Origin of the sequence: Mucilaginibacter frigoritolerans, assembly GCF_007830615.1 — a bacterium.
Classification (GTDB): Bacteria; Bacteroidota; Bacteroidia; order Sphingobacteriales; family Sphingobacteriaceae; genus Mucilaginibacter; species Mucilaginibacter frigoritolerans.
The window spans coordinates 1-12260 of record NZ_VLLI01000002.1; the positions used below are offsets into that span (position 1 = coordinate 1).

Consider the following 12260-nt stretch of genomic DNA (forward strand, 5'->3'; position numbering starts at 1 on the left):
TATTAGTGTCCGGTAAAGATTAAAAAAAAGCAAGGGAGGTTTTTAAAGACCTCCCTTTATTGGTAGTTTTAAGTTACCACACAAAAAAACACCAATGAACAAAAGTACTTTTTTTAGCGGACAGCCGATATTCGCTCAGTTATTAAGATTCATACCCCGGGATATTATCCGTCGTATAGCCGCCGATCATCATGCAGATAAATACTGTAAGCGTTTCAATACCTACGAGCATTTAGTGACCATGCTTTATGCTATATTCAATCACTGCAATTCGTTGCGGGAAGTAACAACAGGCATGCTTGCGACAGAGCAAAGGCTTAATCATTTGGGCGTACGTTATCATCCCAGGCGCAGTACTATATCAGATGCCAATAACAGAAGACAAGCGGATGTTTTTGGTGCCATTTACTACAGGCTTTATCAAAAGTATTCGGATTTTTTATCGGACAGCCGAAAGAAAAGCATAGCCTCCCGCCTGTATATATTTGACTCTACCACTATTTCTTTATTTCAGGAGATACTGCGCACTTCTGGTAAAAACCCTGCGGGGAAACGAAAGGGAGGTATCAAGGTTCATACACTGATAAGGAGCGATCAGGATATACCTTGCATGATTCGTTACAGCGCTGCTGCTGCCAACGATTCCCAGTTTTTAAAAGAGGTGCATCTTCCAAAAGGTTCAATTATTGTCTTTGACAGAGGGTACGCTGATTATATAAAACTTAATAGCTTTTCAACATCAGGTGTTACATGGATTACCCGCAAACGAAGCAGATCTGCTTATGATGTTTTACAAGAATTAGATAATCCGCATAAAGACAAAGGAGTAATAGGTGACAAAAGTATCCTTCTGGGCTACAGAGGCGGGAATCGGCTTTTGGGTAGAATTGTGCAATACAAAAGCCCTACGACAGGAGAAGTATATGAATTCTTAACCAACAATATGAGAATGAGCGCGCTGACTATAACAGAGCTATATCGTAAGCGCTGGCAAATAGAAATACTATTCAAAAGAATGAAACAAAACTATCCGCTTAAGTACTTTCTTGGCGATTCAGAGAATGCTATAAAGCTACAAATATGGTGTTCTCTAATAGCAGATCTAATATTAAAGATTATTAAGAAAGGAATAGCCGCTAAATGGTCTTTCGCTAATCTAGCTGCAATGATACGGCTGCACCTTATGACCTACATAGATATACGTGGTTTTCTCAAATCACCAGAAAAAGCATTACAGCAAAAGCTTTCAACTAAACAGATTACACCCTCTCAACAATTGCTCTTTTTTACCTAGGAGCCTGCTGTAAATAAATTAGATGTAAAACGCTTGAATTGCTGCATTAGCTATACTTTTCAATCGCTACAATATTTTTACCGGACAGTAATAGTTTGAAACCTCAAATTCTTACTAACCGTTTCAAATCTGTTAAAAAGCGGTTCGAGATCGTTCCCCTATGGACGCACATCGTAAAAACCCGCTTTTTTATATCATTAAGCGGGTTTTCTTGTTTTCCAAATGCGGGTTAGAAACACCTGCGGCAACGGATTAAACATTACTGATTCCGCCGTCGACAACAACATCAGATCCTGTCATGAAAGAACTTTCATCCGAGGCAAGAAATACTGCTGCTGACGCTGCCTCCTCTACACGCCCAAGTCTAAGCATTGGGACGAAATTTGCGTAATGCGAATGAAGCGCGTCAAGCTCTTCAGAATTATTTGCCTGGGCTTCCATGATTGCGGTTGGAAATGGCCCCGGGCTTAAAAGATTGGCGCGAATACCATTGTCTTTAAACTCTGCTGCCCAGGTACGGACAAATGACCGCAGCGCCGCTTTAGCGCCGGCATAAGCTGAGTGGTTGGCAAGGCCCATATAATGCATCGCCGAAGAAACGAGAATGATTGAGCCTCCGCTATCCATTAGCGGTAGCATCTTTTGTGTAAGGAATAGAGGGCCTTTGGCCATCAAATCAAATGTGCGGTCATAATGATCCTCTGTAATTTCACGAAGCGGAACTTGCTCAGTAAATCCTGCATTAGAAACCAAAATGTCTACTTTACCTTTTGCTTTCCTGACAACATCAGTGACATGATCAAGGTCTTTCAGTTTCGAGGCATCGGCCTGAATCGCTGTAACCTTGCCGCCGATAACTCTGACCGCTTCATCTAAGGCATCTTTTCTTCAGCCGAAAATAAATATTTCCGCGCCTTCTTCTACAAAACGTTTGGCAATGGCAAGTCCGATGCCACTTGTGCCGCCGCTAATAACGGCTATTTTATTTTTTAATCTCATTTTAGGATTAATTTTATAAGGCAAATGCGCCTGTAAGTTGGTCAAAGTTGACAAGGACATTCGGCGCAAAGACACTCAATTGCCCCTGCGCCAAACTTCCTAAAGCAAACGGAATCTGTCCCTTCTTTATAGGGTTATGATCTTACTTAAACGGCTGAAGGTTAACTGAGCCTCCATCGACAAGAATCTCCGTGCCAAGCACAAATGATGATTCGTCTGAACCCAAAAACACAACTGCCTTTGCGACATCGAGGGGTTGTCCTATACGGCCCATAGGGATGCCTTGCACTAACTGCTTTTTAACGGCTTCAACCTGGCCTGGCTCAACAAATTTCTCGAATACCGGTGTGTCAATGGCAGCAGGGGAAACGACATTAAACCTTATTTTGCGTTCCAGCAGGTCAAGTGAAAAGCCCCTGGCCCAGGCAATAAGCGCAGCTTTTGCACCGCCGTATAGCGATAATGCAGGTAAACCAATGTGTGCTGCGTTCGAGCCGATCATAACGACCGAGCCGCCGTCATTCATATAAGGAAGCGCTTTATGAATTGTAAAGTAAACGCTTTTCAAATTCAGGTCCATCGTCTTGTCGTAATCGGCCTCACCAATTTCCGCCACTGATCCCAGTTTTGCACCGGTGGTCGCACCGCCGGCATTGGCAACCACTATATCTATCTTTCCGAATTTTTCATATGTCTGCTTAAATACACGGTCAAGATCTTCCTGATTGGTCACATCCGCCTTGATTGCGATAAAGCTACCGCCAAGCTGTGCTAAAGAACTGTCCAGGGTTTCCTGCGTGCGGCCGACGATTACTCCTTGAGCTCCCTCTAAGAAAAACTCTTTAGCGATACCAAATCCGATGCCGCTGTTTCCGCCGGTAATGACGGCTACTTTATTTTTTAGTCTCATGATCTTAATATTTAAATTGGGACAAAGGTCGACTAATGAGTTCATGTGGGACAAGGAGATATGACGCAAAATACACGTGATAAAAGTCACGGTTATTTCTTTTCGGCGTAGTAATTCCAATTGACCAGAACATCTGTATGAAAGGAATGATTGATAACCTAAACAACCGCGTTCATTAACGGTAATTTCATTTTGACTTTACCGCCACAAAATGAAAACCTGTAATATATTCCACTGCTTGGTCACCTATATATTATTTTTATATTTTGAAATTGCGCTTTAGGGCGATTTTTAAATATTTTTGTTAAATACAACTAGGCATGTTTAAAGCATTCGAAAATTATTTAAGGGAAAAAGCCGATCTGAATGCTGATGAAATTGAAGCTGTTCGGATGGTTTGTATCGAAAGAAATATAAGAAAAAGACAATATCTCCTTCAGGAAGGTGATATATGCCACTATGAGTGCTTTATAGTAAAAGGTTGTATGCGTATGTACGGTGTGGGAGACGATGGCGTGGAGCATATCCTCCGTTTTGCCGTGGAAAATTGGTGGATCAGTGACCGGGAAAGTTATAATAATGCTACGCCTTCGCGGTGCAATATCGATACTCTGGAAAATTCCGAAGTTATTTTGATTGATAAACGGGACTTTAACACTCTATTGACAACTATACCCAAATTTAAAATTTTTGTCGACAGCCTGTTAGCCAAAAGCTATGATGCTATTCAAAACCGGGTCATGAGCGCGATCAGTTACACCGCGGAAGAAAAATATCAGCATTTCATCACCCGCTTTCCGGATATTTTTCATCGTATTCCTTTGCATATGATCGCCTCGTATCTTGGCGTTTCAAGAGAGACCCTAAGCCGGGTCAGAAGTCACTATGTTCAAAAATAAAGTGCACGATACTAATATTTACTTCTTTATTCTCTAAATACCATAACCGCTGCACGTCTTATTGCGAATGGTCATTTCATCGGGTAAACCCAACTATTTAAATGTTTACTTTTGCTGTATGATCAAACAAAGAGGACAAGGTCAGCTATTTTAGACCGATAGAAGCACACCCCGGAACGATTTAACCTTATTTAATCGGGCTTGATCCTGATTAAACTCAATCTGCCATTTAACCTACCTTTATTATTTCGGAAAAGTTTGGATTAAAACGCGGTAAGTATTCTCTTATGGCAAGATCACTTATTCAAAAATAAGCCGGCACCTGTACTTTGCCCTGCTGAATTTTTAGTTGGGTTAAGATTGTCCCTGGTAATCCCGTCATCTTTGACATCAACCAGTTTTATTGTTCCTGTTTTTTTGATATTGATTTCTTTGATATGCTTGTTTGGTTCGGCAAAAAATCTATCCTGTGCTTTTGGATAATTACCCAGGTAGTTTTTATTATTGGTAATATAAGAATCACTGAATGTGTAAGCAGGTTGCCCATTTTCTACAGGATAAACCATCACATAATAGCAATTGGTAACAATGTTGTTTTTGAAGGTAAATTTTGGCTGTGTTCCGTCAAATCCATACCAGATAGCCGTATTATAAGCACCATCAATGATGGAATGTGTCAACGAAAAACCGTTAATATTCCCGCTGAGCACAAAAGCGATTTTGCTATTGTGAAAGATACAATGGTCTACATGGATTCCCCGGCCGGCGACCCAAAATGCACTTTGAATTGCTGAAGAATTCGCTTCGCCGATAAAAAGGCATTGCGTAACATTCAACCCGCTTAAGGTTTTATCGTGCCTGCCTATTGGATAGTAGTAATGTACGCTTGTATTTGGATTACCGACAAATTTCAGACCTCTAATATTTATATTGTTTTGGAAGACAGACATTCCCTCGCAATGGGCAAATTCGTAGTCGGCATTATTGCCTGATATACAAAGGATCACCGGCATACTGGTCGGTTGCCATGCTTTATCGTCAGGCAAAGTAACAGCCTCGATTGTATACGGCTCCTTACCGGCAGCCGATCCGGCTGTTTTTAAGATAAGTTTGTGGGTAACCGTATATAAACCAGGATTCAGCTTTATGGTGACAGGTTCATTACCTTTAAAACTGTTTGTTTTTAACACGGCCTCGTCAAGGGACAGTAGGGGATCATTAACTGTTCCTTTAGCATTGTTTTTTCCTTTTAGCCCGTCAACGTAAAGGGTTTGGCCCATTGTTGCAGAACTTTTAAAAGCGAATACAATCAATAACATTAATATCATCATATAACGGGCTTCTACCGTGCGCAGCATTGAATTATTTTTCATGCTGCAAACATCGAATTTCCTTTTCTCTGCGGCAATTCAAGCAGCGTTCAACTTCGGTTCAAGTCACATCACACTATTTATCAGTTACTTATAATATTGCCGGGACGGGATGCTTTCGCTAATTTTGAATTATACCAGATTGATAACATCGGCGAATTAATATAACAGATTAGCATGGGCAAAGAAGAGCCATACATTCGCTTATGGCGGGAACTTTTTGAAAAATCTTTAGGGTGGGAAAGCAGTGATACCTGGAATGAGTATGATTTTGAAAAATTGGGTGAAATTATTTTTTCCAAAACTAATACCCGCTTAAGCTTATCGACTTTAAAGAGGTTATGGGGTAAGGTGCAATATAAGAGTACACCAACAATAGCTACCCTTAATGTTTTAGCCCATGCGCTAGATTTTGAAGATTGGAGAGCCTTCAGAAAAAAGATGGATGAAAATACTTTTGAGGGTGAACGTTCAGCGTATGAAATACCAAGTAGTTACCCGAGTTATAAACGCCCACTGCTTATCACGGTGGTTGTAGTGTGCGCAGGGTTGATGATATTGTTCATAACAAAACTTTTTAAAACTTCGGTCAATACAAATAAGTATGACGCGATGAAGGAGGTTTTTGAAAGTAGGGTCGTTTCTGACCAAATGCCCAATTCCGTTGTTTTCAATTATGACGCTTCGAATGACCCGGCAAACGAGATCTACCTGCAGCAAAGCTGGGACCCGAAGCGTACGGAAAAGATTAGCAAAAATAGAAAGCAGCATACATCCATTTACTATTACCCCGGATACTTTAATGCGAAGCTGGTAGCCGATGGGCAGATCAGGAAGACGGCCAGCGTGTTTATAAAAACAAATGGGTGGATGGGTATTATTGACAAAAGCCCTGTGCCTGTTTACCTTAATGCCGATTCGATGAATTTACAGGGTGGAATGGGGATAAAGAGCCAAACATTTGTAAAACTGAAAGGGTCAAGCGTATTAAACGATGCCTGGGTGCATTTTTATAATTTCCGCTATTTTGAAGGAGCCAGCGGACATGATCTTGATTTTGAGACTACTTTGCGAAATACATCCGCCCCTGAACAATCGTCCTGTCGGAAAGTAACGGTAGAAATTGTTGGAACGGAAAACGAAATCTCCATCCCGCTTTCAGATAAGGGCTGTATTGCCACACTTAACCTGTCTTTGGGCCGTGAAACGATCTTTGGTAAAGATCACGACCTGAGCGCATTTGGCTGTGATTTTAATTCTTTTCAGCATCTTTCCTGTAGTATTCAAAATAGCCACATAAAAATATCACTCAATGATAAAGTAATTTATTCGGGATTAATTGCTCAGGATATTGGTAAAATTGTTGGTATTGGAATTGGGTTTGAAGGTGCAGGCGAAATAAAGTATGTTCAACTTGGCAGCCGACAAAAAGTAATATATCGGCAGGCATTGGGAAAATAAAAACCACAGCTTGCAAAGATCAGGTGAATTGCTTATTGATTTTTTTGCTATTGGAATAATGAAAGCAAAGGGCGTAAAAGTGAAGCGATAAACAATTTATGATGATGAAATAGGCAGGTAAGAATGGGATATTATACGCAACAGATGGAAGCTTAAATGAGGTGATCAGCCATTATTATTATGTATATAATAACGATAGCAAATCAGTAATTAAACACCTTTCACCCAACCTGGTGGTCATGATAATCTTCAACTTCGGCACTCCCGCTCGTTTATCCTTTAACAATTCGCCTCGGGAGCATGAAGTATCTTCAACAGAAAAATTTCCAACCGTAAATATTCCAGCTTTTGGAACATATTACAATTAAAATTATCGCGATCCATATTTGGATAAAGACTGCTATTGTAAATTGATGCATACCCGATAATTTAAATCAAAAAACTACCTTTACTCTGTAACCAGCAACGATGCCAAAAAAAAATCAACCCATACCGGTCAATCATTTCGGAGACGAGTCCGGCGCAGGTATCAGCATTGAAAGGCTCGCTTTTGAAAACCTGCCGGAGCTCGGGGAATGGGAACAGCCAGAGCGCCATGACCGTCATTCTTTCTTCCTGCTCGAAAAAGGAAGTGTAGCCATCGAAATTGATTTTGAACGCTACCAAATCCAATCCCCTGGTGCCATCTATATGCATCCCGACCAGGTACACCGTATCACCGGGTTTGAAAATGTGACCGTAACCGCCTGGGCCATCACTAACGAAACACTGAACTCTGAATACCTGCAATTGCTGGAAGACATCAGGCCTGCTGCCCCGGTTCTATTGAACCCCGAAACGTTCGGATTATTGTCCGAAGCGGCGTCACTTTGTATCAAAATAGCCGAAAGAAAAAAGGATCTGATTTATCAATCTATACTCAAACACCATGGGAATGCCCTGGTAGGATTGATCATTGCAACATATACCGCGCAAAGCAAACCAGCGGACAAGTTAACCCGATCAGAACTCGTGACCAAGGCCTTCCGGGAAGACCTGGCGCATCATTTTACCCGGCTCAAACGTCCCACAGATTATGCAGAAAAACTACATCTGTCCGCCGCTTATCTGAACGAATGTGTAAAATCCATGACTGGACATCCTGTTTCCTATCATATACAGCAGCGCGTGATTTTGGAAGCCAAACGTTTACTCTACCATTCTGACCAGTCTCTGAAAGAGATCGCTGCCGGATTAGGGTATGATGATTATCCTTATTTCTCCAGGCTGTTTACCAAAGTCGCAGGCATCGCACCTTTGATCTTCCGCAATAAAAACCGCGATTAGTCCAAGTCTTACGCTGTTACGGCCTATTTTGCCTAATTGATATGGGGTTCCTTTGTCTTAAACGCATATCAAATGAAAATAGAAAATCATAAAAAAGTACTCATATCCGGAGCCAGCTTCGCCGGGCTTTCCACCGCCTACTGGATGAACAAATTCGGTTACCAAGTCACTATTGTTGAAATCGCCCCCGGCCTCAAAAAAGGCGGCACTCCTGTAAACATCTTAGAAAACACCATCGGCATTGTAAAACGGATGGGCCTGTTCGATCAGATCCAAGCCAACAGACTCAACATGGAATCCATGGAGTTTAAGAATGCGGATGATATAACGGAAAGGCTGGACTATCACAAGAAAAACCAGGTAGAACGCGGCGAAGTCGAATACGAGATTGAACGTGACTTCCTGCTGCACCTCTTGTACGATGCTGTTAAAGTTCATACAACGTTTATTTTCGATGACACTATCGACGGCTTGAAAGAAATCGCTGACCAGATGGAAGTCAGCTTTAAAAAAGGAGCTCCACAGACCATTGACCTGGTATTCGGCTGTGATGGTATTCATTCAACCGTCAGAAAGCATTGGTTTGGGGAAGAAACAGCGTTTTCGCATTTTTTACAAACTTACTTCTCCATCACCATCGTGGACAAGTTGCTGATCCCGGAAAACACCACGCAGATGTACAGCGAACCTGGCAAGACCGTCATGCTGAATGCCTATAATCAGAAAACTGATATTTGTCTAGCCTTTTTTTCGGAGCAAGAAATCCTTTACGACTATCGTAACGAACAGCAGATGCGGAATATTATTCTGGATCAGTTTCAGGGAACGGGCTGGCGAACACCGGAACTATTGGAAGAGGTGCAGCAAACCAACGACTTTTACTTTGACAAGCTCTGTCAAATGAAAATGCCGTCCTGGACAAAAGGCAAGGTCGCGCTGGTGGGCGATGCCGGTTACTGCGCGTCTCCGGCCGCGGGTCGCGGCGGGTCACTGGCAATAGATGGAGCGGCTGCATTGGCAGACGCTTTTGAGAAATGTAATGGCAATTATGAACTGGCATTTCAGGAATATAATGAGAGTTTCCGTCCTTTTATCGAGGAAGTACAGGCAGTGGTAATAGATTTTGGACTGAACGCATTTATTCCGAGAACCGAAGAAGCTATCCGTAAAAGGAATAAAGAAGGGTTTGGCTTTTAAAAGACCAGGGGCCGGCTTCCAATACATGCACGGTGAGGCCGTTGACTCCGGTAACATACCGCTCGCGTGTGCCTGCCGGTAGTTCCATGTCCTTTAATTGATCTTTTGTTTTCATAGAAATTGTTCTTTTTTTCTGCCAATACCTCCAAAGGGCTGACCAAAACCGTCCCCAAAGCAGTAAACACTGCATTTTTTACAAAGTTTCTGCGTTTCAGATAAGGAGGATTAACTTGTTCAAAAGGCTCATTTTAGACTGTTAAAGGGAACCAACGGATTTTTATAAAGATCTTTCCCTGGCTTTGATCGGTTTATCATTGATGCTGGCGTACCTTTCAATGATAATTCCCTCGTCATCAAATAAAACGACCTCAACGCCGTAGCTATGGTACCACTGCCCGGTATTTGTATCGCGCCATTCATCTTCAAACCTAATCGCGTTTTTGCTCAATTTAGCACCCCATACTTCTTTGGATGTTTTGAAGTCAGCTTCTTTCGCAAACTTTTCTTTCAGGTAGGCAATAATGGCGGCCCTGCCCTTGATCAGATTAGTCCGGTCTCTCCATTCAGCATCAGGTCCGTAAAGCATTGCAATCTTTTCCGGGTCGCGTGTGTTCCAGACGCTTTCGTTGATTTTAAGTTTTGCCTGTGCTGACTCCTGCGTAAAGGGTGGAACAATGTTGTCTTCCTGCGCCTTTGCTGCAGTGTAAAAACTCATGAATAAGGCTATCGAACTTACTATAAAAAGCGATTTTATAACTGATCTTTTGACTGAACGTGTCAAGCTTTTTTTATTTGACCTTTTCATTTTTTTAAATTTTAATGAAATTAATGATTATTTGATGTCGTTACAGCGTCTTTTCTCCTTCATCAATGGTTTTGTCGCTGATACAGCCAAAGCGTTTCCTGATAACACCCTTTTCGTCAAACTCCAATTGTTCGTTACCATAACTGTGGTACCATTGGCCGGATTCGTCCTGCCACTCTTCCTGGAAACGTATCGCGTTCCGGTTTTCTTTAGCTCCCCATACCTCTTTTTTTATTCTATAATTCAGCTGCTCTGAAAATTTTCTCATCAGGTAAGCCTCAACCGCAATGCGGCCGGTCAGAAAAGTCGTGCGATCTGACCATTCTACATCTTCAGTATACAAAAGGGCAATTTTAGCGGCGTCATGCGTGTTCCACTCGTTTTCATTTAGCTTTAATTTTTCTGTTGCTGTCTCCGCGCTGAACGGAGGTACTAATTTTTCGTTTTTCATTGTTTTCGTTTTTATGTATAAATATTGCGTGTTTCAAAATAATCGGAGCAACTGTCGACGCCCCAATTAACAATACAAAGGTCCTCATTACCGGTCGGCGTGAACATGGACACATCGTGCGATCACATGGACAGTTGCGTTACACGGTCGCTGTTTACAAAGTAATTATTTGACTTTTGAGCTTACTAACAGGAGGGAAACCGAATTGAGGTCTTATTTAACATCAGGGTTGGGGAAAACGAAGCCTTACATAGCCCACTGACAGGCCGGTCTAAAGATATAAATGGATTAAAAAAATACTGATGCGATCAGGGTGCTGAGATTCCTGCAACAATTTTGAAATAAGTTTGAGGCTTTATAGCTAAGCGTTCGCCCGGTCGAATCCGACCGTGTCCCGAAAGTATTGTGGGGATATAGCCACATTTTTTTTAAAGAACCGGCTAAAATAAAACTCGTCATTGAAGCCTAGTTCATAAGCAATAAGTTTGAGCGCCTTAGATGTGAGGTAAAGCTGCCGTTTTGCTTCAACGATAATGCGGTCGGTTATAAGATCTGAGTGTGTTTTATTAAAATGCGTTTTACTAAGCCGGTTGAGAGCTGCTGTAGATATGTTTAATAATTTGGCGTAGTCACCGGCGCTATGGAGCGAAGTAAAATCTTCCTCGACGGCATCTTTCAGGTTGTTTAATATCTCGGGCCCATCATTTAGATTTAATTCAATCCTGTTTCGCCGCTCAACTTTGATCCTTGTCGCATTGATCAGTAATATCTTCAGGTAAGATATCAGCATTTCCGGCTGTGATGCCCCTGGGCGCTGGATCTCTGTTTTCAGGCCGGACATGATAGTAAATAAAGATTGTGCCTCCTCCGCTGTTAAGTCAAGAACGGGCGATTCGTAGATATTATTAAATAATACACCATTACAGGAAACTTCATTCCGGTGTTTATGCAGGCAAAAGAACTCGGGGTGAAAATTGATCGTCATCCCTCTGAGCTTGCCATCGCATCTTATTTTAAAGGGCTGATATAGTGAAAAGCAAAGCAGACTATTTTGGGTGAAAGGATATTCTGATATATCTGCGATCAATGTACCCTCGCCCTTAACGATTAAAACCACCGAGAAGTAATTGTATTTTTTTAGCTCTTTAAAATCCTGAGCATCATTAAATTCAAAAACTTTGAATGCCAGGTTTTTACTTTGTGGATTTATAAGTTCCCAGGAATTTTCTTTCATATTTATTAGCGTGAGAGAACCCTCAATATTTAGGCAAGTCCCGACATGATTTACCGGCTCATCTCAATTTTTAAACATATTATAAATGGTAAGGTGCTAACACAGCAAATTTACATTTTTAAATAATAGGCAAAAAAAAACTTACATTTCTGCGAGGCTTTGCTCCCCTGACTGGGCAGAATTCAAACCATTTTCCAATTCAATTACGAACCTTGCTCGCGATTAAAGCAGATCTTGATAATAAGTCATTAAAAACCTAAGCCTATAATTGGACTTTTTAATATAATTAATTTGGACCTTTGAGGAAAACAGCG

At 41.5% G+C, this 12260-nt stretch carries 12 protein-coding genes and 1 pseudogene; 5 read left to right on the forward strand and 8 right to left on the reverse strand.

Features of this window, described 5'->3' with window-relative positions:
• Positions 1-94 precede the first annotated feature (94 nt).
• The gene (locus JN11_RS03400; protein WP_144909664.1) at positions 95-1294 is read left to right on the forward strand and encodes an IS4 family transposase; all 1200 of its coding nucleotides are present in this window, start codon (positions 95-97) and stop codon (positions 1292-1294) included.
• A gap of 252 nt (positions 1295-1546) precedes the next feature.
• On the opposite strand, the pseudogene JN11_RS03405 reads toward JN11_RS03400, so the two are convergent.
• The 3 genes and pseudogenes from JN11_RS03405 to JN11_RS03410 all read right to left on the reverse strand — a co-directional run.
• Positions 1547-2161, reverse strand: a pseudogene (locus JN11_RS03405) (SDR family NAD(P)-dependent oxidoreductase); the annotation flags it as partial.
• A 21-nt stretch (positions 2162-2182) separates the two neighbouring features.
• Positions 2183-2293, reverse strand: a complete 111-nt coding sequence (locus JN11_RS24955) for an SDR family NAD(P)-dependent oxidoreductase (RefSeq protein WP_211360635.1) — start codon at positions 2291-2293, stop codon at positions 2183-2185.
• A 142-nt stretch (positions 2294-2435) separates the two neighbouring features.
• Positions 2436-3203 carry an SDR family NAD(P)-dependent oxidoreductase gene (locus tag JN11_RS03410; protein WP_144909666.1) on the reverse strand — a complete coding sequence of 256 codons (768 nt, stop codon included), beginning with the start codon at positions 3201-3203 and terminating at the stop codon, positions 2436-2438.
• Positions 3204-3523: 320 nt separating this feature from the next.
• Here JN11_RS03410 and JN11_RS03415 point away from each other — a divergent pair, with 320 nt between their 5' ends.
• Entirely contained in the window at positions 3524-4102 is a 579-nt protein-coding gene (locus tag JN11_RS03415; RefSeq protein ID WP_144909668.1) for a Crp/Fnr family transcriptional regulator, read from the forward strand.
• Positions 4103-4398: 296 nt separating this feature from the next.
• Here JN11_RS03415 and JN11_RS03420 read toward each other — a convergent pair whose 3' ends face one another.
• Positions 4399-5475, reverse strand: a complete 1077-nt coding sequence (locus JN11_RS03420) for a hypothetical protein (RefSeq protein WP_144909670.1) — start codon at positions 5473-5475, stop codon at positions 4399-4401.
• Positions 5476-5649: 174 nt separating this feature from the next.
• On the opposite strand from JN11_RS03420, the gene JN11_RS03425 reads away from it, so the two are divergent.
• The 3 genes from JN11_RS03425 to JN11_RS03435 all read left to right on the forward strand — a co-directional run bounded on the left by JN11_RS03425 (position 5650) and on the right by JN11_RS03435 (position 9456).
• Positions 5650-6933 carry a hypothetical protein gene (locus tag JN11_RS03425; protein ID WP_144909672.1) on the forward strand — a complete coding sequence of 428 codons (1284 nt, stop codon included), beginning with the start codon at positions 5650-5652 and terminating at the stop codon, positions 6931-6933.
• 468 nt (positions 6934-7401) lie between these two features.
• Positions 7402-8259 (forward strand): AraC family transcriptional regulator, encoded by an 858-nt coding sequence (locus JN11_RS03430; RefSeq protein WP_144909674.1) that lies wholly within the window; start codon positions 7402-7404, stop codon positions 8257-8259.
• A gap of 72 nt (positions 8260-8331) precedes the next feature.
• Entirely contained in the window at positions 8332-9456 is a 1125-nt protein-coding gene (locus JN11_RS03435; protein WP_144909676.1) for an FAD-dependent monooxygenase, read from the forward strand.
• Here the strand turns inward: JN11_RS03435 and JN11_RS24350 are convergent.
• The 4 genes from JN11_RS24350 to JN11_RS03450 all read right to left on the reverse strand — a co-directional run bounded on the left by JN11_RS24350 (position 9419) and on the right by JN11_RS03450 (position 11946).
• A complete protein-coding gene (locus JN11_RS24350) occupies positions 9419-9571 on the reverse strand; it encodes a hypothetical protein (RefSeq protein ID WP_170227680.1) in 153 nt (50 codons plus the stop codon). The genes JN11_RS03435 and JN11_RS24350 overlap by 38 nt on opposite strands.
• 162 nt (positions 9572-9733) lie before the next feature.
• Positions 9734-10171 (reverse strand): DUF1348 family protein, encoded by a 438-nt coding sequence (locus JN11_RS03440; protein ID WP_144909678.1) that lies wholly within the window; start codon positions 10169-10171, stop codon positions 9734-9736.
• 130 nt (positions 10172-10301) lie between these two features.
• Positions 10302-10712, reverse strand: coding sequence for a DUF1348 family protein (locus JN11_RS03445; protein WP_144909680.1), 411 nt, complete (start codon positions 10710-10712; stop codon positions 10302-10304).
• A gap of 361 nt (positions 10713-11073) precedes the next feature.
• A complete protein-coding gene (locus JN11_RS03450) occupies positions 11074-11946 on the reverse strand; it encodes a helix-turn-helix domain-containing protein (protein WP_144909682.1) in 873 nt (290 codons plus the stop codon).
• Positions 11947-12260: the final 314 nt, after the last annotated feature.

What these genes read in the sequence shown, in the direction of transcription:
- JN11_RS03420 (WP_144909670.1), bottom strand. Translation starts at nt 5,475, where the DNA reads ATGAAAAATAATTCAATGCTGCGCACGGTAGAAGCCCGTTATATGATG.
- JN11_RS24955 (WP_211360635.1), bottom strand. Translation starts at nt 2,293, where the DNA reads ATGAGATTAAAAAATAAAATAGCCGTTATTAGCGGCGGCACAAGTGGC.
- JN11_RS03435 (WP_144909676.1), top strand. Translation starts at nt 8,332, where the DNA reads ATGAAAATAGAAAATCATAAAAAAGTACTCATATCCGGAGCCAGCTTC.
- JN11_RS03445 (WP_144909680.1), bottom strand. Translation starts at nt 10,712, where the DNA reads ATGAAAAACGAAAAATTAGTACCTCCGTTCAGCGCGGAGACAGCAACA.
- JN11_RS03410 (WP_144909666.1), bottom strand. Translation starts at nt 3,203, where the DNA reads ATGAGACTAAAAAATAAAGTAGCCGTCATTACCGGCGGAAACAGCGGC.
- JN11_RS03415 (WP_144909668.1), top strand. Translation starts at nt 3,524, where the DNA reads ATGTTTAAAGCATTCGAAAATTATTTAAGGGAAAAAGCCGATCTGAAT.
- JN11_RS03450 (WP_144909682.1), bottom strand. Translation starts at nt 11,946, where the DNA reads ATGAAAGAAAATTCCTGGGAACTTATAAATCCACAAAGTAAAAACCTG.
- JN11_RS03430 (WP_144909674.1), top strand. Translation starts at nt 7,402, where the DNA reads ATGCCAAAAAAAAATCAACCCATACCGGTCAATCATTTCGGAGACGAG.
- JN11_RS03440 (WP_144909678.1), bottom strand. Translation starts at nt 10,171, where the DNA reads ATGAGTTTTTACACTGCAGCAAAGGCGCAGGAAGACAACATTGTTCCA.
- JN11_RS03400 (WP_144909664.1), top strand. Translation starts at nt 95, where the DNA reads ATGAACAAAAGTACTTTTTTTAGCGGACAGCCGATATTCGCTCAGTTA.
- JN11_RS03425 (WP_144909672.1), top strand. Translation starts at nt 5,650, where the DNA reads ATGGGCAAAGAAGAGCCATACATTCGCTTATGGCGGGAACTTTTTGAA.
- JN11_RS24350 (WP_170227680.1), bottom strand. Translation starts at nt 9,571, where the DNA reads ATGAAAACAAAAGATCAATTAAAGGACATGGAACTACCGGCAGGCACA.